Annotated in this window: 22 protein-coding genes; 5 read left to right on the top strand and 17 right to left on the bottom strand. The window is 61.9% G+C overall.

Going from position 1 to position 18,094, the window contains the following annotated elements; all coding sequences use genetic code 11:
- Positions 1-480: a MaoC/PaaZ C-terminal domain-containing protein gene (locus NKI72_RS03035; RefSeq protein WP_352502203.1), complete on the top strand. Its 480-nt coding sequence runs from the start codon at positions 1-3 to the stop codon at positions 478-480.
- A 212-nt stretch (positions 481-692) separates the two neighbouring features.
- Here the strand turns inward: NKI72_RS03035 and NKI72_RS03030 are convergent, their stop codons facing one another.
- The 9 genes from NKI72_RS03030 to NKI72_RS02990 form a co-directional block, all read right to left on the bottom strand.
- Positions 693-1,649 (bottom strand): C-terminal binding protein, encoded by a 957-nt coding sequence (locus tag NKI72_RS03030; protein WP_352502202.1) that lies wholly within the window; start codon positions 1,647-1,649, stop codon positions 693-695.
- A 12-nt stretch (positions 1,650-1,661) separates the two neighbouring features.
- Positions 1,662-2,420 (bottom strand): HpcH/HpaI aldolase family protein, encoded by a 759-nt coding sequence (locus tag NKI72_RS03025; protein WP_352502201.1) that lies wholly within the window; start codon positions 2,418-2,420, stop codon positions 1,662-1,664.
- Between the two features lie 42 nt (positions 2,421-2,462).
- Entirely contained in the window at positions 2,463-3,176 is a 714-nt protein-coding gene (locus tag NKI72_RS03020; protein WP_352502200.1) for a hypothetical protein, read from the bottom strand.
- Between the two features lie 26 nt (positions 3,177-3,202).
- The gene (locus NKI72_RS03015) at positions 3,203-4,513 is read right to left on the bottom strand and encodes a TRAP transporter large permease (RefSeq protein ID WP_352502199.1); all 1,311 of its coding nucleotides are present in this window, start codon (positions 4,511-4,513) and stop codon (positions 3,203-3,205) included.
- Between the two features lie 3 nt (positions 4,514-4,516).
- Positions 4,517-5,029: a TRAP transporter small permease gene (locus NKI72_RS03010; protein ID WP_352502198.1), complete on the bottom strand. Its 513-nt coding sequence runs from the start codon at positions 5,027-5,029 to the stop codon at positions 4,517-4,519.
- Between the two features lie 78 nt (positions 5,030-5,107).
- Complete coding sequence (gene dctP / locus NKI72_RS03005) at positions 5,108-6,085, bottom strand: TRAP transporter substrate-binding protein DctP (protein ID WP_352472899.1); 978 nt, start codon at positions 6,083-6,085, stop codon at positions 5,108-5,110.
- Positions 6,086-6,165: 80 nt separating this feature from the next.
- Positions 6,166-6,711 carry a flavin reductase family protein gene (locus NKI72_RS03000; RefSeq protein WP_352502197.1) on the bottom strand — a complete coding sequence of 182 codons (546 nt, stop codon included), beginning with the start codon at positions 6,709-6,711 and terminating at the stop codon, positions 6,166-6,168.
- On the bottom strand, positions 6,711-7,805 hold the full coding sequence (locus tag NKI72_RS02995; protein WP_352502222.1) for an LLM class flavin-dependent oxidoreductase: 1,095 nt from the start codon (positions 7,803-7,805) through the stop codon (positions 6,711-6,713). Before NKI72_RS02995 ends, NKI72_RS03000 begins: the two co-directional genes overlap by 1 nt.
- Complete coding sequence (locus tag NKI72_RS02990) at positions 7,805-8,521, bottom strand: GntR family transcriptional regulator (RefSeq protein ID WP_352502196.1); 717 nt, start codon at positions 8,519-8,521, stop codon at positions 7,805-7,807. Before NKI72_RS02990 ends, NKI72_RS02995 begins: the two co-directional genes overlap by 1 nt.
- Before the next feature lie 448 nt (positions 8,522-8,969).
- On the opposite strand from NKI72_RS02990, the gene NKI72_RS02985 reads away from it, so the two are divergent.
- Positions 8,970-9,230: a hypothetical protein gene (locus NKI72_RS02985; RefSeq protein ID WP_352502195.1), complete on the top strand. Its 261-nt coding sequence runs from the start codon at positions 8,970-8,972 to the stop codon at positions 9,228-9,230.
- A 43-nt stretch (positions 9,231-9,273) separates the two neighbouring features.
- On the opposite strand, the gene NKI72_RS02980 is transcribed toward NKI72_RS02985, so the two are convergent.
- The 5 genes from NKI72_RS02980 to NKI72_RS02960 all read right to left on the bottom strand — a co-directional run bounded on the left by NKI72_RS02980 (position 9,274) and on the right by NKI72_RS02960 (position 10,895).
- The gene (locus NKI72_RS02980) at positions 9,274-9,492 is read right to left on the bottom strand and encodes a hypothetical protein (protein WP_352502194.1); all 219 of its coding nucleotides are present in this window, start codon (positions 9,490-9,492) and stop codon (positions 9,274-9,276) included.
- 3 nt (positions 9,493-9,495) lie between these two features.
- Positions 9,496-9,675 (bottom strand): hypothetical protein, encoded by a 180-nt coding sequence (locus tag NKI72_RS02975; RefSeq protein ID WP_352849891.1) that lies wholly within the window; start codon positions 9,673-9,675, stop codon positions 9,496-9,498.
- A gap of 125 nt (positions 9,676-9,800) precedes the next feature.
- Positions 9,801-9,959 (bottom strand): hypothetical protein, encoded by a 159-nt coding sequence (locus tag NKI72_RS02970; protein WP_023716639.1) that lies wholly within the window; start codon positions 9,957-9,959, stop codon positions 9,801-9,803.
- A gap of 148 nt (positions 9,960-10,107) precedes the next feature.
- The gene (locus tag NKI72_RS02965; protein ID WP_352472893.1) at positions 10,108-10,545 is read right to left on the bottom strand and encodes a GFA family protein; all 438 of its coding nucleotides are present in this window, start codon (positions 10,543-10,545) and stop codon (positions 10,108-10,110) included.
- Between the two features lie 26 nt (positions 10,546-10,571).
- Positions 10,572-10,895, bottom strand: a complete 324-nt coding sequence (locus NKI72_RS02960) for a hypothetical protein (protein ID WP_352830878.1) — start codon at positions 10,893-10,895, stop codon at positions 10,572-10,574.
- 42 nt (positions 10,896-10,937) lie between these two features.
- On the opposite strand from NKI72_RS02960, the gene NKI72_RS02955 reads away from it, so the two are divergent.
- Positions 10,938-13,238: an FdhF/YdeP family oxidoreductase gene (locus tag NKI72_RS02955; RefSeq protein ID WP_352830880.1), complete on the top strand. Its 2,301-nt coding sequence runs from the start codon at positions 10,938-10,940 to the stop codon at positions 13,236-13,238.
- A gap of 66 nt (positions 13,239-13,304) precedes the next feature.
- On the opposite strand, the gene NKI72_RS02950 is transcribed toward NKI72_RS02955, so the two are convergent.
- Together NKI72_RS02950 and NKI72_RS02945 are read right to left on the bottom strand one after the other, a co-directional pair.
- Positions 13,305-13,652, bottom strand: coding sequence for a response regulator (locus NKI72_RS02950; RefSeq protein ID WP_352502221.1), 348 nt, complete (start codon positions 13,650-13,652; stop codon positions 13,305-13,307).
- 8 nt (positions 13,653-13,660) lie between these two features.
- The gene (locus tag NKI72_RS02945; RefSeq protein ID WP_352502191.1) at positions 13,661-16,765 is read right to left on the bottom strand and encodes a CheR family methyltransferase; all 3,105 of its coding nucleotides are present in this window, start codon (positions 16,763-16,765) and stop codon (positions 13,661-13,663) included.
- Between the two features lie 157 nt (positions 16,766-16,922).
- On the opposite strand from NKI72_RS02945, the gene NKI72_RS02940 reads away from it, so the two are divergent.
- Positions 16,923-17,120 (top strand): hypothetical protein, encoded by a 198-nt coding sequence (locus NKI72_RS02940; protein ID WP_352502190.1) that lies wholly within the window; start codon positions 16,923-16,925, stop codon positions 17,118-17,120.
- Position 17,121: 1 nt separating this feature from the next.
- Positions 17,122-17,718, top strand: coding sequence for a response regulator (locus NKI72_RS02935; RefSeq protein ID WP_352502189.1), 597 nt, complete (start codon positions 17,122-17,124; stop codon positions 17,716-17,718).
- A gap of 24 nt (positions 17,719-17,742) precedes the next feature.
- On the opposite strand, the gene NKI72_RS02930 is transcribed toward NKI72_RS02935, so the two are convergent.
- Positions 17,743-18,012, bottom strand: a complete 270-nt coding sequence (locus tag NKI72_RS02930; RefSeq protein ID WP_352472886.1) for a hypothetical protein — start codon at positions 18,010-18,012, stop codon at positions 17,743-17,745.
- Positions 18,013-18,094: the final 82 nt, after the last annotated feature.

Below are 18,094 nucleotides of genomic sequence, written 5' to 3'. Positions count from 1 at the left end.
ATGGAGCAGACAGTCTATTTCGAGGACTACCGGATCGGCTCGTCGCGCATGACCAGCGGGCGCACCATCACCGAGACCGACTTCGTCGTCCATGCCGGCCATACCGGTGATTTCTTTCCCCACCACATGGACGCCGAGTTCATGAAGACGACGCCGTTCGGGCAGCGCATCGCCCACGGCACGCTGGTGTTTTCGGTCGGCGTCGGGCTGACGGCCAGCGTCGTCAACCCGGTTGCCTTCTCCTATGGCTACGACCGGCTGCGCTTCATCAAGCCGGTGTTCATCGGCGATACGATCAGGACCCGCACCACCATCTCGGCTAGGGAAGACGACCCGAAGCGACCCGATTCAGGCCGGGTCGTCGAGCGCTGCGAGGTGATCAACCAGCATGGCGACGTGGTGCTGGTCGCTGATCACATCTACATCGTCGAGCGTCGCGACAAGCCGAGCAGAGCCTCGACAGATGACGCTGAAACCTAAAGACAAAAAACCGCCTTGCGGCGGGTCCTCGGTGAATCGTCACCATACGCAAATTAGTAGCATAGCTGCCGGCACAAAGCAAGAACAAAATGTGGCAAACCGGATAAATCGCGACAGGTTGCGCTGCCCCTTATCGCCCTGCGAACCCCGACTTGCAGGACTTGGGTTCCGCGGAGCAGGCGGATAGAGGTGGTGCCGACATCGGGAATTGGTCATATCCGGTTGACCGGATATACAGGCTTGCCGCCGCGCAGGACTGATGCGACATCGGCAAACACCTTGTTGCGAACCTCCGCGTAAGACTGGGTCGAGTAGTGCGCCGCGTGTGGACTGACCAGGACGGTGTCCAGCGCCAGCAGCGGATTGTCGGGCGAAGGCGGCTCCCGCTCGAACGTGTCGATGCCGGCGCCTGCCAGATGGCCGCGCCGGATCGCGTCCGCCAATGCAACCTCGTCGACCAGGCCGCCGCGGGCCACGTTGATGAGTATCGCCCCTTTCTTCATCCGCGACAGGGCTTGCGCCGACATGATGTTTCTGGTCTCCGGTGTCGCTGGAACGTGCAGCGAGACGATGTCGGCCCTGGCCAGCAACTCGTCGAAGCCGACCGGTTCGGCATCACCGGCCGCGATGCGCTCGGCCGGCATATGCGGATCGTAGGCGATGATGTGGTAGCCGAAGACCCGCGCCCGCTCGGCAGTCAGCCGCCCGATCTGGCCGAAGCCGATCAGGCCGAGGATCTGCCTGTCGGGCCGTGTGATGCCGGCGCCATCGGTCATTGCAACCCAGCGGCCGGCGCGCACCGCGCTGTCGAACTGCTTCAGCCTGCGCGTCAAGGCCAGGATCAGGGCCATGGCGTGGGTGCTGACTTCAACCAGATTGGCGTCCGGCACGTAGGTTACCTGAACACCGGCACGGCTGGCAGCCTCGACGTCGATCGAATCGAGCCCTACGCCGAACCGCCCGATGACCTTGAGCCTCTTCAGTTCCGCCAAAACGCGAGCCGTGATCGGCTCCCGCAATACCATCAATGCGTCGGCGTCGCGGCAGTGTTCGATCAGGGCATCTTCCGTGAGCAGCGTCTTTTCGACAAATTCGACGTTCAAGCCGTCGAGGTAGCGCAGCTGCTCCTCCTCGACTGACAGCACACCGTCGGTCTTGATGATCTTCATGGCAAACTCTTGCTATGAGGCGCTGCGCGCCGAGGCGACGCCGGCGGCAAGGCCGGCCCCGAGAAACATCGTGTCGCTGGCCAGCATGTAGAAGCTGATGCCGTGCCGCGACCATTTGCCGACATCATCCGCCGAAGGGCGAAAGATGCCGACGGCCTTGCGGGCCGTGCGCGCCGCGGCCGCGATCCTCATAATCGCTGCATTGAGCTTGTCCTGGCCGGCCGGCCCCATGGCGTCGATCGAAACCGACAGGTCGCCGGGACCGATGAAGATCACGTCGACGCCGTCGACCTCGACGATGTCGTCGATGTTGGCGAGCCCTTCGGCCGTCTCGACCTGGATGGCGACCGTCAGGACATCGTTGGCCGAGTTGAGGTAGTCCGGAATGCTGTAGCCATAACCGGCGGCGCGGCCCGGGCCGACACCGCGGGCGCCGACCGGCGGGTACCGGCAGGCCATGACCGCCACGCGCGCTTGCTCGGCCGTGGAGACGCGGGGTACCAGGACACCCGAGGCGCCGGCGTCGAGCGCGGCGGCCATCCACTCCGGCGTGTGGCCGGGAACGCGCACCATCGCGGGAACCTTGTGGACATCGGCGGCGCGGATCAGATCCTCGAGCCGTTCGCGGCCGATCTGCGAATGCTCCCAGTCGATGCACAGGAAATCGACCCCGCTGGCGGCGGCCACTTCGACCGCCACAGGGTGCGGGATGGCGCAGAAGGTGCCGATGAGGCGATCGAGAGAGATACATTTCTTGCGAAAGTCGTACATGAAATCTCCAGAAATTTTCGGCGTCGGCAAAAACCTGTTTGCCTATGTGGCCCTTGACGAAGGATGCACGGCTTCCGTCGACATCGGAAAATGCCCGCTGCCGCCTGAAAACGGCGGGAAGGTCTTGTAGTCGGCGCGCATCTCCAGCCGCGCCGGCGATTGCAGCGCGTGCGTCAATGCAGCGGGACTGTCGAACATGACGCGATTGCGCTGCATATGGTCGATCCGCGGCCAGGGCAGCGAACCGCACCAATCCAGTCGCGACAGAACCTCGATGTGGCGAATGCCGGGGAAGCCCCGCATCAATTGCGGATGATGCGTCACATAGTGGTAGAGCCAGGCATTCATGTCTTCGGCCGGCCCGGGATAGTGGACAAGATAGCTGCAGGGGAGCCCGGACGTCTTGACGCCAGCGTCGTCGACGGGAAACGGACGCACGCACATTGCCTGTTGCGTCGGCCTCGAACCGGCGATGCTCGACAGCATACCAGGTGCGGCAAGCGCCTGCAGATGGCCGGACGGCGCCAGCGCCGCCTCCATGTCCGCCAGTTCGTCGAAATAGAGCTGGAAGCCAAAGACCGGCGGTGGACCATCGTTGTTGAACATGTCCGTCGCCACTTCGGGCAAATAGATGTTGGCAAGCGCAAGGCCCGGCGTCGATGCAATCACACGCCGCACAGCGTCAACATCTTCGCCGGCGATGGCCAAATTTGCCTCGCGGTCATCATGGAAGAAAGCAAGATAGGCAAAGCGCATGTGGACACCTGCTGGATCGAGTTCGACTAGATCAAATTCGGAAGAAAGAGAGCGATCTGCGGAAAGAGGACAATCAGCAGGATCAGCAGAAGCGTCAGCGCGATGTAAGGCGCCGCAGCCATGGCAACGGTCTTGAGCGATGTGCCTTTCGGCGCAACGCCGATCATGATGAACAGCAGCAGACCAAACGGCGGCGTGGTGAAGCCGACCTCGTAGGCGAGCAGCAGGATCAGCCCGAACCATACCGGCTCGTAGCCGAATTGCTGGGCGATCGGCAGGAAGATCGGCAGCGTGATCAGCATCATCGAGACCTGATCCATGAACATGCCGAGCAGCAGGATGACGAGCACCATCATGAGCAGCATGGGATACGGTCCAAGATCGTAGCCGACGATGAACTGGATAAAGCCGTTGGAGGCGCCGGAGAAGGCGAATATCTGCGAGAACGTCGTCGAAGCCGAGATGATCAGGAAGGTCATGCCGGTGACCTTCATCGCATCGTCCAGCGACTTCCAGACAACCGACCAGCTGAACCGTCGGTAGACAAACAACAAGGCGAAGACGGCGGCACAGCCGAGTCCGGCCGATTCCGTCGGCGTCGCTATCCCAAGGATGATCGTGCCGACCACCATGAACACGATGACGCTCATCGGAATGATGTTGACGGCGACCGCCCTCACCTTCTCGGCCGCGGGAACGGCGGGTACCGGATAGTGCGGAGCGGCGTCCGGATCGATCTCTGTCTGCGCGAAGATCAGCGCCGCGTACATGACAACGAGCAGCAGTCCGGGCAAAGCCCCCGCTATGAGCAGCGCGCCGACGTCGATCTGGGCCAGCGAGCCGAGCAAGACGGCCAGCGAGGATGGCGGGATGATGACGGCAAGGCTTCCGGCGCCAAGCACCGGCCCGTAGGCCATATGCGGCTTGTAGCCCCGCTTCAGCATCTCGGGCACCATCAGCGAGCCCATCATGCCGGTATTGGCGAGGCTCGAGCCCGACAGCGCGGAAAAGATCGTGCCGGCGGCGAGGACGACATAGGCGAGGCGTCCGCGCAGATTGCCGATGCACAGGTCGAGCGCGTAGATGACCTTCTCGCCGAGGCCGGAGCGGAAGAACAGGCTGCCCATGACGAGAAACATCGGCAGCGGGGCAAGCGCGTAGGTCGAGACAGCGTCGGAGAAGTTGGCGACCATCTGCGTCACGCCGATCGAGCCGCCGAAGAACAGATACAGCCCGATCACATTGGTGACGAAGAACGCGAAGGCGACCGGCAGCCCAAGCCCCATCAACACCAGGATGGTGCCAACGAGCACGGCGAATGGAAACAGCCAGGCCACCGGTCAGAGGCCTTCCATTTCCAGCGGATCGAGCGTGTACAGCGTGTCACGGCCGAGCAGATATCTGAGCCATTCCAGCGCCGAGAGATAGAAGGCGAGCATGATGGGCAGAAAGACCAGCCATTTCGGCATATCGAAGCTGCGCGTTTCATATTCGCCGCCCGCAACGGCACTTGTCAGCGAAGACAGAGCGACGCTGCCGAGGTAGAGGCTGACGCCGATGCAGGCGAGATAGACCAGCTTTTCAAGCACCGCCCGTGCCCGCACCGGCAGCGCCTGGCGCAGGAACTCGACGAAGACATGGCCCTTGCTGTGGACCAGCCATGGCATCGGCAGAAATGCCGCGTAAAGCAGGCCGTATTCCGTCGCCGACACCGCCCAGGCAAGCGGCCTCAGGCCCAGATTGCGGACGCACACATCAGCAACCACCGCGACGATGATGAGGCCAAGCACCACTTTTGCCGCCGCCGCCAACGCAAGGCTCAGCTTCCCAATCGCTGCAAACAATCTGTCCATGCCCGACGACCCCCATGTCCACCTTCGTCCTCTTGGCCCAGCTTTGATGGAGGGCACGCAAGGCACCCTCGGCTCGGGCTACTGGAAGAATTTCTTCAACTGATCGATGTTGGTGGGATCGCGTTTGGCCATTCTCGCCCAGCTCGCCTGCGTGGCAGCCGCCAGGAATTTGTCGCGGCCGGCGCCGGTCAAGCTGATCACCTTCTGCCCGCCGTCAATCATCGCCTGTGCCTGTTTTTCGGACTGGGCAAGGTTGGCGTCATAGCTCGCGCGCTCGTATTCGACGGCCGTGTCGGCAAGCAGCTTCTGCGCTTCGGGCGACAGCGTGTCCCATTTGGCCTTGTTGATCGAGATCAGCACGTCGGTTTTGAAGAACTGCGGGTCGACACGGTATTTGGTGAATTTGTCCCAGCCGAACGACGCATAGCCAAACACGGTATACGCGTTGGCATTGACGACGCCGCGCTCGAGCGAGGTATAGACATCCCCCGGCGCCTGCACGATCACCGTTGCGCCCAAGGATTCAAGGAAATCGCGGTAGAGCGGCGACGAGCGGATTTTCAGGCTGCCCCAGTCGATGCTGCCTTCGCTGTTGAGCTTGGGTTCGTCGACGGTGAAGACGTTGAAGCCCGAGCCCGCGTCGACATGCGCCAGCAGGTGGGCATTGGCCTTCTTCTCGAAAATTCCGCTGATGAAATCCCAGCCGCCATTGTCGCGGACCTCCCACGGCGTCTTCGTCGATGCGGAGAAAACCTCGCCTTCGGGCACGAGTTCGAGGAACTGCCCTGCCGGTGTGTCGATCACATCGATCAGGCCGCTCCTGAGCGCCGCGCCCTGCTGGATCGGCGGAATGACCTCCGGCCCGCCACGGACGTTGATCTGGACCACGCCCTTGCCCTTTTCGTTCACCTTCTGAACGAACTTCAGGAAGCTCTGCGCGTAGCCGTTCTGCGTCGGCGTAAAATGCACGGCGTTGAGGACGACCTCTTCGGCCGCGGCGCTACCCGCCACACCCGACATGAGTGCAGCCAGAACAAGGGATTTCCAAATGCGCATTGCCATACTCCCTTTGATAGTTCGTCCATGATCGGGTTCGATCTAAAATTGCAATCGCCGCGCCGCCGCGTGAACGGCGGTTAGTTGGCATCATCTCCTACTGTCAGGAACCGCCCATGCGCGTAGAAGACCGGCGATCGATGAGCGCGGTCCAGCGCAACGCCCGACACGATGCCGATGACGATCATGTGCGATGCCCGCACGATGATTTCGGCCACCCGGCATTCGAATATTGCCCGTGCGCCGACAAGCAAGGGCGCGCCGGTTTCGCCACGCACCCATGATCCGGACGAGAACCGCGCGGCGCCCTTGGCTTTGGTCATGCCGCCAAAGGCACGTACAACGTTCTCCTGGTCGCCGGCGGGAAGATTGACCGAAAACGGCAAACCTTCGTGAATGACCGAGGCAAAGGTGCTGCCGCGGTTGACACAAGCCAGCAGCGACGGCGGCTCGGCGCTGAACGAGCAGAGAGCCGTCGCCGTGATGCCGCAAAAACCGATCTCGTCATGTTCCGACGCGAGGATGGCGACCGAGCCCGCCACGGCCCGCATAGCCTGCTTGAACGCGCGCGGATTGATGGCGTCGTGCCCATCCACCCACGGCGTCGGAATGGCGGCCGCCGGCATCAATTTACTCGAAGCCCGGCCTGGCGCATCAGCGGCAGCACGCGGTCGCAGAAGAAGGGCAATTCGTAGGTGTAGTTGACGAATGTGAGGGCGGCGCCGGAATAACCCTGTTCCATGATCTCGGTGAGGTCGTCGACGATCTTTTCCGGCGTGCCGATGAGCGGGAACGTCCCGGCACCACCGGCGAACCTTTGCCGATATTCGGTGAAAGCCTTCGCATCGTGCGAGTTCGCGAATTCCTTCTTCTTGCGCATGTGCTCGTCGACCGCACCCTCGTCCGCGCATTCCAACGCGTAGTGCCGGTAGTAATCCTCGGCTTCCTGCTGGGTCTCCCGGCAGACGACGTGACAAACCGTATAGACGCCGACTTCGCGCCCGACTTCGGCCGCGCGGTTGGTGATGTCGACCACATGCGCACGGCCGTCCGCAATTTCGGAAAAGGTCGAAAACAGATAATCGCAGTGGCGCGCTGCGTAGTTGCGCCCCGGCGCGCCGAAGGCGGCGTTCATGGTCACCGGTCGCGGCGCCTGCAGGCTTGGCGGCCGGCTGACGACGCCCTTCAGATCATAGAACTCGCCGCCGAAGTCGAACGGCTCCCTCGATTGATAGGCACGCGCGATGATGTTGATCCATTCCTCGGCCTGATCGTAGGTCCGCTCGCCGACCGTCTGCCCGAACATGGCGAACTCATCCGGGTTCCAGCCGCAGACGATGTTCAAGCCGGCACGCCCGTTGGAGATGTGGTCGACCGTCGCCAGCGCTTTGGCAGCCTGCAGCGGATGAACCAGCGGTACATGCACCGTCATGAACAGGCCGATGTTTTCCGTGGCGACAGCAAGGCCCGCCGCCCAGGTGAACGTCTCGAACGACCATTCCCGCACATGCGTCAAACCGCCGAAGCCGCGCCAGCGGGCGATCGGCAGCAGAAACTCGAGGCCGGCGCGATCGGCGATGCAGGCGGAGTTTAGGTTGTCTTCCCAGCGGGCACGCCAGCGCTCGGGAACGGTGGTCATTGCCAGGCCGCCATCGGCATTCATTGAAAAGACGCCGAGTTTGAACCTGTTCGGCCCTTTCAGCGGGTGCTGCTTCCTGATCATGCTTTCCCCTGCCGCGACATGCCCTCACCTTCACCGTTGGAGTTTTGAAACGGTGGGCTAAGCTTCGTGAAACGCTCCTCGGCGTTCTGAATGAAGTGGGTCATGCGGTCGTAAGCGGCGACGGCGTCGCGCTTGACGAATGCCTCATAGATTGCGCGCATGCCGGCAACGATGACGGCCTGCGTCGGCTGGTGCGACAGCGTCCTTAAGCGGACGACGAGCACATGGTCGGCGAACCTTGCAATCGTTTGGGAAAGGCGCTCGTTCTCGACGGCGCCGAGCCAACAATTCCTGAATGCCGAATTGGCCTGGAAAAAGCGGTCGGCATCGCCGGCGGCGGCCGCAGCCTCGGCCTCCCGAAGCGCGGCTGCCAGCGTCTTGAGGCCAGCGGCGTCAAGTGTCCGTGCGGCGTGCGCGGCGGCCCGTGGCTCAAGCAGGCGGCGGACCTCGAAGATGTCGGCGACATCCGTCGCGGTAAGCGTGGGCAGGGTGAAGCCGCGTGTGGTGCCGACGAGATAGCCCTCATGCACCAACTGCATCAAGGCGTCGCGAACAGGCATTCTGGAAATACCGAGCTGGGCGGCAATATCGACATCGACGAGCTTCTGGCCAGGCGCCAATTCGCCATGCTGTATCGTCAGCCGGATTTGTTGATAGACCTGGGCACGCAGATTGCCATCGCCAACCCGTTTGAGCTCTATCGTTTCCGTCATCCACGCCTTCCCATGCGAAGATTTCGTATATCGTTTGAGGCTGTGTTCTCGCAGTCGTGCCGTTTGAAATGCAGCCACGTGTCGGCAGAAATCGACCTATCAGCCATGTTCCCGGCTCAAGTGGAGCATAGGCTGGATCACCTGGCAAGATGTTTTAAGTTTATAATGTATACTGTTTGAGTTCGCTGTCCGGAGGGCAATGGGTCACGCCATCTGTGCTGCCGCGCCGCGCGACGGCGGGGACAGCCAGCGATTCCGCGCGGTTCGGTAAAAAGCGTACAGACGTTTTTCCGTGACACATCGAAGTTGACGGATTTAACTAAAATTACTTGCGATCTGCGCGCGCCGGCACGCCCACCCCGATCCCCTCGCCGGTACGCATTACTGGATCGCCCGCCGTATCGAAAGGTGCGGCGGGCTTTTCGTTTCGTTTGGCGGGGAGGCGCTTATGCGAGACTTGCCCAGGAATATCGACGCCGACGTCGTGATCGAAATCAGCAAGCTGCTCGACGACCGGGCGAAGTCCGTGCCAGTGCCGGTGCACAAGCTGGCGGCGATGATCCGGCTGGGCGTCGAGACGCGTCTGACCGATCACTCCATCGAAGAACTGATCGTGGAAATGGCCGCGACGCGGGGGCTTCCGATGCTGTTCGACTTGCCGGTGGTCGACAACGTCGTGCCGATTGCCTCGGCGCGCCGTCCCCGCTGACACTTCGCTCGAACCTCACCGATCGTCGCGTCGCCGGCCGACGTCACGTGTCCTGATGCGCGGGCCGGGTGTCGCCTTTCTTTTCGGGGTCGTGGGTATGGTGGCTGTCGCGTTCGCCACCGCCGCCGGAGACCCTGCTGTGGCTGCGACGGTCGGAGTCGGCCGGCGGCTTTTCGACGCTCAGCGGCTTCTTGGCGTTTTCGTGCGCGGCGCCGGGACCGCCCTGGCGGATGCTGGCAGGAGTCTTCTTCGACGTGGACATGACCTAGCGATCCTGGACGTTGCCTTGATGGGTGGTGTTGACCTTCGTATTGCCTTGCTGGCCCTGCTTGTCGGGATCCGGAACGGCTGATGGCGGTGCCTGTTCGGCTGCTACCGATTTTTTGTCACCGGCGCCCTTTGGGCTCAGGTTCTTCGGCGGCACAGGGGGAGGTTTTGTGCTCATGGCGTGTCTCCTTCCGCCACCCAAACAAGCGGCTCGGGAGAAAGGTTCCCGATGGGCCGGTCCGAACGGCAATTGCCGCGAATAGCCGGGCCCGCAGGCCGTGGCTTGGCCGGCGGGATCCAGGATTATTTCTTGATGATGTTTCCGTTGTTCAGATCGAAGGCCTGGGCGCCGAACGCCTGCCTGAAGAAATCCTCCTGCAGATCGCCCCATTCGCCAAGATAGGCGCCGCAATTGCTGCAATAGATCGGCGTCGAATCCTTCGGGTTGTCGGGAATTTCCATCAGGATCGTCCCACACGCCTTGCAATCGAGCTTGTCATCCAAACGGCGGCCCATTGGCCTATAATTGCGCGTTTTCGGCCGCGCGCCAATTGTCGTATTCGTACGAAACTGCGAACGGTACGTTTTCCACCTGCAGGCGGGCAGCAGGCTAGCGGTCCGCCGGATTTCCGAACGCCGGATCGCGCCGCCTCGAATACCTTCCCACCCGCGGCAGCTCGTCTGGAAAGTCGACCCAGGGAAGCCTCATGTCCCAATATGCGTGGGCCTGCGGCGGAAACCGTTCGGGGTGGTCGAGAAAGCCGATCGACAGATAGAGTTCGTCGGGCAGGCCCTGGTCGACATAGCCGATCGATGTTCCGCAATCCGCACAGAAGGACCGGAGCACGCCGGGGGTTTTCGAAAAGGTCTTGGGCGTGCCGGTGAGCAATGTGAATTCGGAAGGCCGATAGCCGACCCACACCGTTAGCGGGCTTCCTATCGCCTTGCGGCAGTCGTCATCGTGATCGGAGCAAATCCAGAACGGCTCGCCGCGCATCTCCGCCGTTATGGCGCCGCAAAAACAGGACCCCGTTTCAGTTCGTGGCATTGCCTGCCTTCATTGCTGAGTCTCACTCATTGCTGGCCTGGCATTTCGGTATTTTCCTTGGGGTTCTTCTTGATGCCCGCGGCAGGCGAGGTATCGGCCGGAGCATTGCCACCCTGGTTCTGTTCAGGGGCTCTTTTGAGCGGCGAAGTTCGCCAGCCCATATCGCCGTACAAAAAGCCGATGAGAAAGCCGACGATGATGATGGCCGAAATCACCATCGCAATTAACGCGTTACGTCGCTCCATTTCGCGCGGCTCCTTTCTTCGAGCCGAACAAACGATGGCGGAAATGGTTCCGGCGAGACGGAACGGCGTGACGGGACGGAGCCGGCCGGGAACATTCAGCCTCACGGCGGGTTCGTATGAGTGCTCTTCTTACAGGGAGTGGCTTGCATGAGACCCGCCGTAACCGATCGCATCGAAACCAAGAAATACGACCACCCGACAGGCGGCTGGGGATCGCTCAAATCACTGGTCCGCAAGGCGCGAGGCGAAGGCCTGCTGTTGTCCGGGATATGGAGCACGCTGCTCAAGCAGAACAAGGCCGACGGCTATATGTGCGTGTCTTGCTCATGGGCAAAGCCAGCCCAGCCGAGGCCTTTCGAATTCTGTGAAAACGGCGCCAAGGCGACGATGTGGGACCAGACCAAGCTGCGCTGCGAACCGGCTTTCTTCGCCGAGCATTCGGTGACGGAACTGCTCGATTGGCCGGACCACGATCTTGAGAAGCAGGGCAGGCTTACCGAGCCCATGCGCTACAATGCCGCCACCGACCGTTACGAGCCGGTTTCCTGGGACGATGCATTCCGCGACATAGCTGCCGAACTGCGGCGGCTCGATCCCAAATCGGTGGTGTTCTACACGTCCGGCCGGGCCTCGCTCGAGGCCTCGTTCATGTACCAGCTTTTTGCGCGGATCTATGGGTCTTCGAACCTGCCCGATTCGTCCAACATGTGTCATGAATCGACCTCCGTCGGCTTGCCGGAATCGATCGGCTCGCCGGTGGGGACCGTGCAGCTCGAAGACTTTGCGAAATGCGACATGATGTTCTTCTTCGGGCACAACACCGGGGTGACGGCGCCGCGCCTGCTGCATCCGCTGCAGGAGGCACGTCAACGCAACGTGCCCGTCTTCACTTTCAATCCCTTGCCCGAGCGGGGACTGAAGCGCTTCAAGAATCCGCAAAACCCCCTCGACATGCTGTCGCCCGGACCGGGTACCAAAATGTCCAGCGACTACTTCCAGGTTCGTTCGGGCGGCGATATCGCCGCGATGACGGGTATCGCCAAGGCGTTGCTGGCGCTCGACGACGACGCCCGCGAAAGCGGCAGGACGCGTGTCCTCGACACGGCTTTCATCGCCGAACACACGCATGGCTTCGCCGAATTCGAAGCCTTCCTGCGCAAAACCCAGTGGAGCGATATCGTTGCGCGATCCGGCATTGCGCTGACCGACCTGGAGCATGTCGCCGAGGTCTACAGCCATGCCAACGCGGTGATCGGCAATTACGGCATGGGCCTGACCCAGCATCGGCACGGCACCGAGAACGTCCAGATGCTGTGCAACCTTTTGATGCTGCGCGGCAATATCGGAAAACCCGGCGCCGGCATTTCGCCGCTGCGCGGCCATTCCAATGTCCAGGGACAGCGCACCGTCGGCATATCGGAAAAGCCCGAGCTCGTCCCGCTCGACAGGTTCGCCGAGTTCTACGCCTTTGAACCGCCGCGCGAGAAAGGTCTCGATACGGTCGAGACCTGCGAAGGCGTCATCGACGGATCGGTCAAGGGCTTTGTCGGGCTCGGCGGCAATTTCGTGCGGGCCGTGCCGGAAACCGGCCTGGTCGAGAAAGCCTGGCGTGGGCTCGACCTGCATGTCGAGATCGCGACCAAGCTCAACCGCAGTCACCTGATCGCCGGCCGGACAACCTATTTGCTGCCTTGCCTGTCACGCCTGGAAAGAGACCATCAGGCAAGCGGCGACCAAAGGGTGTCGGTAGAGGATTCCACCGCCTGTATCCACGGCTCGTTCGGATCGCAACCTCCGGCTTCGCCGCATCTGCTTTCAGAGCCCAGGATCGTCGCCGAACTCGCCAAGGCCACGGTGCCGGGCAGGAGTTCGATCCCATGGGATGAGTGGGTTGGGGATTATTCCCGCATCCGCGACGAAATCGAGCGCTGCTACCCCCAACATTTCCGCGACTTCAACGAGCGTTTCCTGACGCCCGGCGGCTTCCATCGCGACATCAAGGCGAGCAAGCGGGTGTGGGAGACGCCGAACAAGAAGGCCAATTTCAAGCTGCCAAGTGGCCTTGAAACCGATCCTGACATCGATGTCGCCGGCGATGATGTGCTGACACTGATCACGGTGCGCTCCAACGACCAGTTCAACACGACCGTCTACGGCTACAACGACCGGCTGCGCGGCATCAGCGGCACACGCATGGTGCTGTTGATGAATGAAAAGGATATCCAGCGCCTCGGTTTGAGCGCGGGACAGGAGGTCGATCTCGAAGCCAACGCGCGGGACGGTGTGGAGCGCCGCGTGCACGGACTGCGCATCACGCCTTACTCGGTGCCGGAGGGAAATTGCGCCGGTTACTACCCCGAGCTCAACCCGCTGGTTCCTTTGTGGCACAGAGCCGAGAGGGCTCATGTTCCGGCGGTCAAATCGGTACCGGTGCGGATATTGCCATAGGCGTTCGTCGTTCGCGGCAGGCACGCACCACGCCGATGTGACCTGGCGCCACTTTCAATCGCGACCTCAGCCGGCTCGCGCGAGTTCATCCACGGCATTCAGGATCGCACTCTGGCTCGCCGGCTTCTGCACCATCCTGCAAGCGCGGAACCCGGCTGGAATTTCGCGTTCGCCAAAGCCTGAGAGGAAGGCGAACGGAACACCGCGCGTCCGTAACGCTTCCGCGATCGGATAGCTGGTCTCGTCGTTCAGCTGGATATCCAGCAACGCGGCGTCAATCCCGCCTTCGCCAACGAGCCGGAGTGCCGCCGTTACCGACGAAACAGGTCCAACCACCTGATGGCCGGCTTTGCGCAGGTAAGCCGCCGCGTCGTCGGCGATCAGCCATTCGTCCTCGACGATCAGCACACGCATCTTTCCGGTCACGACGAGCCCTCACGGGTCAGAGGGAATGCGATTTCCGCCTCCAAACCATTTGAGTGGAAAGTTGTTTCAACCTTTCCGCCCAGCCGGTAGCCGATTTCTCCGCGCAGAAGAGTAAGGCCGAAGCCGCTGTCGGTTGGCTCCTTGATGCGGGGGCCGCCCTTCTCGCGCCAAGTGAGCCTGAAGGTTCCGTCCGCCACCGACCATTTCACGACTATCCGCCCGGCAGGTTTCGAAAGTGCGCCATATTTCGCGGCATTCGTCGCCAGTTCATGGATTGCCATGCCGAAGGAAAGCCCTTGTACCGGCTTGAGGCTCACCCGTTTGCCATGGAGTTCGAACCGCTCGGCCCCGAAGGGATCGAGTTCCTGGCGCAGCAGTTCCTCGACGGAAGCTTCGGTCCAGCTTTCTCGCGAGAGCAGACTGTATGCTCGTGACATCGCCTGCAGGCGGCCGATCAAGGCGTCGGCGAACTCGTCTTTCGACGCCGAGTTTTCACGGGTCCGGTTGGTGATGCTGGCGACGACCGCCAGCATGTTCTTGACGCGATGGTTCAGCTCCGAGATGAGCACCTGCTGACGCTCTTCCGCCTGCGCCAGCGTCGTCACGTCGATCATGGTCACGACCACGCCTTGGACGCCGCCGCTCTTGTCCCGATAAGGGTTGATGCGAACCAGGTGAAACCGGCCGTTGTCATCGCGCGCAAGGTGATGGTTCAGGGTCTCTCCCGTCTCGAACACCGCCTGGATGTGCCGCTTCAACTCGGGGTAATCGAGTCGGCTCGAAAGATCGGTCAGCGGGCGGCCGACATCGGACGGACGCAAGTTGAAGAACGATGACGCGGCGGGAGTGAAGGTCCGCACCACAAGGTTGCGGTCGAGGAAGATGGTGGCGATTTCCGTGCTTTCGAACAAGTTTCTGAGATCGCTGTTGGCGCGATCGAGTTCCTCTATCTTGCCGGTCAGCTCCGCGTTGATGGTGTTTAGCTCTTCATTGAGCGACTGCATCTCCTCCTTCGAGGCCTCAAGCTCCTCATTGGTCGACTGCGCCTCTTCATTGACGGAGACGAGTTCCTCGTTCGAAGATTTTACTTCCTCCAGCGCGGTTTCGTATTCCTCGATGGTCGATTGCAGCCGCTCGCGTGTGTCGCGCAACTCCCGCTCGAGATCGGCCGCGTCGTCGGTGCCGCGGCTTTCGTGTGCCGGCTCGGAGCGGATCTGGGACTGTCCCACCGGATTGAACAGGACGAGGTAGAGGGGCTCGCCATTACCCCGTTCCGTGTATGGCTCGACCGTCAATGTAATGACCTGAAGCTGTCCGTCGTCTTCCTCGACCGCTATGTTCTCCCGCACGACCGTGCGGCGCGTCGTGGCTGCTTCCCGCAACGCGGCGCGCAGTTCCAGTCTCAGCCCGTGGCGGGCCTGGGTCAGCAACTGCCGGCTCGGGGCGCCTTGCGGCGCTTCCAGATATTTGCCCGTCCGCGCCGAATAGTAGACGATGTCGCCATCGCCATTGACCAGAACGTGAGGCGGGGCGAACCGCTCCAGCACCTGAGCCTCGATCGCCTGGCGCAGTGAATGGCTGGCCGCATCCTTCTTCGAGCCGCCGCGTCCGACCGGAAGGGCACCCGTGCGGCCATTGCCGATCAGGACCGGCGGCCGCGGCGTGGCATGTTCCCGCGCCTGGAATATCCGCTGCTTCTTGTCGACCGTGGCGAACAGGTCACCGTGCTGACCGATGGTTTCCGAGGTCCCGAGGAACAGATAGCCGCCCGGGCGCAGCGCATAGTGGAAGATCGGGATGACCCGGTTCTGGATCTGCGGGCCGAAATAGATCAGCAGGTTGCGACACGAAATCATGTCGATGCGCGAGAAGGGAGGGTCGCGGATAATGCTGTGCGGCGAAAAGATGCACAGTTCGCGCACCTCCTTGCCGAGCACATAGCTCTCGCCGTCACTGTGGAAAAAGCGTTGCCTGCGCTCGGGCGAAAGCCCGTGCAGCAGCGCTTCTGGATAACGTGCCGCACGCGCCACCGCGAGCGCCGGCTCATCGATGTCGGTCGCGAATATCTGGACGCGCGGTGGCGCCGAAAGCTTCTCCATGCGCTCGCGCATCAGCATGCCGATCGAGAACACCTCCTCGCCGGTGGCGCAGCCGGGCACCCACACACGCACCGCATCGGAGGCGTTCTTGCCTTCGAAAATCTGCGGTATGATCTTGTCCTCCAGCAATTTGAACGCTTCGGCGTCGCGAAAAAAGCTGGTGACGTTGATGAGGAGGTCGCGAAACAGCTTCGCCACCTCGTCCGGATCCCTTTTCAGCCGTTCTGTGTAGGTGGTGATCGACTGCAGCTGCGTTATCTGCATGCGCCGCTTTACGCGACGCAGGAACGTCTTGGCCTTGTAGCCGGAAAAGTCGTGACCGGAATGGCTGCGCAAAATGGTGTAGATTTCATCGCGGGCTCGATCCATCTCGGCCTTGTGTTCGTCGTCTGCTTCGGTCAGGCCGTTCAGCACGTCGAAACCGCGGACAAACGCCTGAAGCTTTGCACCGATCTGCTCGGCGGGCGCCGCTATGTCGATCAGGCCGCTCGAAATCGCGCTCTGCGGCATGGCTGGATTGCGCGGGCCGGAACCGTTGGAGGCCTGGGCAATGGTCAGCCCGCCATGCTCCTTGATTGCCCTGGCGCCGAGCGTGCCGTCCGAATCGCCACCCGACAAGATAATGCCGACGGCATACTCGCCCTGGTCCTCGGCCAATGCGCTGAAGAAGATATCGATCGGCTTGCGCTCGCGGCTGAACGTGTTCGGCCGGCGCAGCGAAAGCGCGCCCTTACGGATGGTGAGAACGACGTTTTGCGGCATCACATAGACCTGGTCGGGTTGGACCGCTGCCCCCTCCTCGGCCACCAAGACCGGCATTTCGGTGTAACGTCGGATGACCTCGTGCAGCAGGCTTTCCCGCTCCGGGCTGAGGTGCGTGACGACGACGAACGCCATGCCGGTGCCGCCGGTCATTCCCTTGAACAAGCCCTCCATCGCCGGAATGCCGCCGGCCGATGCACCGACGCCGACTATGGGAAATCTGCCATTCTGGGATGCCACGCCAAGCCCCTGGTAACAGCCGCGAACACAAAGCCGTCAAACGACCCTAATCACGCCTCAGACTAAGACCGGGCCGAGCCTGAGGCCAGTAAATAGTCCAGTAACGGAACAAAGCACCGCGGCTGGGCATTAACATTTGACTTCGGAGGCGGTTCCAATGGCAAGACGACCACCTGAAATAAAGCCGGCCAAGCGAATCCTGTTGCCCTCGCCGGATCTGACCAAGTTCCCGGTATCTGAAAACATCCCGCCTCGCCTGCTCGCGCTCGCGGAACGGTTGCAAGAGGTCCTGGCCCGCCATTTTGCGGAAGTCCGCGCCGACAGCCGTAAATTCCGCAGGAAGAAGGAACAATGAGGTGCGCGACCTGCAAGGCTTGCATATCCTGATCGTCGAGGACGAATGGATGCTGGCGGGCGATCTTGCACGTTACTTCAGCAAGATGGGCGCCGTGGTGCTTGGCCCGGTGGCGACGGTCGAACAGGCATCGAAACATACGGACGAGGCGGAGGCCGCGATCCTGGACGTCAATCTCAACGGACGACGGGTATTCCCGATCGCCGACGAGTTGATGCGCCGTGGCGTGCCGTTCGTGTTTTTCAGCGGCGATGAAGACATCGTTATTCCTGAGCGCCTTCGCTATGCCAGCAGCCTCCGAAAATCCTCGAACGGCCAGGCTGTCTTCGATGCTCTCTTCCCAGCCGAGACGTCGGCATCGAAAGGAGGCCGAGCGTCGGAGCCCTCGGACGACGTATTTTCGCTGCTGCCCAAGCTCAGGCTCGCGGCGCGCCTGCTGCTGGGAGATGTGGAGGCCTCCGACCGGCTGGTCGAGCGAACGCTCGAACAGGCCATCGGCGAAATCGACAAGAGACGATCCGGCTCCTCCACGGAGGACTGGCTCAACGGCATCATGCGAAACATCGTCAGGGCACGCGGGCCAAACCTGCTGCACTGACCGTGGCCGCTGTTTGCCGCGATCCTACTTCCGGCTGCGTTCGACGAATTTGTTGAAGCGGCTGGTCTTTCCGCCGCTGGTCTCATCCTGGTAGAGGAAGGCCAGTTCGTTCTCATCGAAGATCCTGAAGAACTCGTCCCATTCGACAGGCTCGAACGTCTCTTCAGGCTCGCCGAAGTCGATGCGCAGTATGCCTCCCTCGCCCTTGGTGCGCACCACCGCCGGTCGCCCGTCGCGGTCCTCGGCCCAACGGCGGATTTCGTCGTGATCGGTGGTCGTCCTGGATTCAGACATCGCAATCTCCCTTCGATTCCACCGCAGGCCGCGAGATCTCACGCGTTGCTCCGGTCTGCCCTCACACAACCAGCAGATGCAT

This window comes from Mesorhizobium sp. M0437 (assembly GCF_040321335.1).
Taxonomy (GTDB): domain Bacteria; phylum Pseudomonadota; class Alphaproteobacteria; order Rhizobiales; family Rhizobiaceae; genus Mesorhizobium.
The sequence above is the reverse complement of the archived record's forward strand: the minus strand, read 5'-3'. Positions and strand labels throughout refer to the sequence as shown.

Excerpts from the sequence above, each read along its gene's own strand:
- NKI72_RS02985 (WP_352502195.1), top strand. The coding sequence starts at position 8,970 with ATGCGAGACTTGCCCAGGAATATCGACGCCGACGTCGTGATCGAAATC.
- NKI72_RS03000 (WP_352502197.1), bottom strand. The coding sequence starts at position 6,711 with ATGCCGGCGGCCGCCATTCCGACGCCGTGGGTGGATGGGCACGACGCC.
- NKI72_RS02940 (WP_352502190.1), top strand. The coding sequence starts at position 16,923 with ATGGCAAGACGACCACCTGAAATAAAGCCGGCCAAGCGAATCCTGTTG.
- NKI72_RS02980 (WP_352502194.1), bottom strand. The coding sequence starts at position 9,492 with ATGTCCACGTCGAAGAAGACTCCTGCCAGCATCCGCCAGGGCGGTCCC.
- NKI72_RS03035 (WP_352502203.1), top strand. The coding sequence starts at position 1 with ATGGAGCAGACAGTCTATTTCGAGGACTACCGGATCGGCTCGTCGCGC.
- dctP (WP_352472899.1), bottom strand. The coding sequence starts at position 6,085 with ATGCGCATTTGGAAATCCCTTGTTCTGGCTGCACTCATGTCGGGTGTG.
- NKI72_RS02965 (WP_352472893.1), bottom strand. The coding sequence starts at position 10,545 with ATGCCACGAACTGAAACGGGGTCCTGTTTTTGCGGCGCCATAACGGCG.
- NKI72_RS03020 (WP_352502200.1), bottom strand. The coding sequence starts at position 3,176 with ATGCGCTTTGCCTATCTTGCTTTCTTCCATGATGACCGCGAGGCAAAT.
- NKI72_RS02970 (WP_023716639.1), bottom strand. The coding sequence starts at position 9,959 with ATGGAAATTCCCGACAACCCGAAGGATTCGACGCCGATCTATTGCAGC.
- NKI72_RS02950 (WP_352502221.1), bottom strand. The coding sequence starts at position 13,652 with ATGCGTGTGCTGATCGTCGAGGACGAATGGCTGATCGCCGACGACGCG.
- NKI72_RS02930 (WP_352472886.1), bottom strand. The coding sequence starts at position 18,012 with ATGTCTGAATCCAGGACGACCACCGATCACGACGAAATCCGCCGTTGG.
- NKI72_RS02975 (WP_352849891.1), bottom strand. The coding sequence starts at position 9,675 with ATGAGCACAAAACCTCCCCCTGTGCCGCCGAAGAACCTGAGCCCAAAG.
- NKI72_RS02955 (WP_352830880.1), top strand. The coding sequence starts at position 10,938 with ATGAGACCCGCCGTAACCGATCGCATCGAAACCAAGAAATACGACCAC.
- NKI72_RS03025 (WP_352502201.1), bottom strand. The coding sequence starts at position 2,420 with ATGTACGACTTTCGCAAGAAATGTATCTCTCTCGATCGCCTCATCGGC.
- NKI72_RS02990 (WP_352502196.1), bottom strand. The coding sequence starts at position 8,521 with ATGACGGAAACGATAGAGCTCAAACGGGTTGGCGATGGCAATCTGCGT.
- NKI72_RS03030 (WP_352502202.1), bottom strand. The coding sequence starts at position 1,649 with ATGAAGATCATCAAGACCGACGGTGTGCTGTCAGTCGAGGAGGAGCAG.
- NKI72_RS03010 (WP_352502198.1), bottom strand. The coding sequence starts at position 5,029 with ATGGACAGATTGTTTGCAGCGATTGGGAAGCTGAGCCTTGCGTTGGCG.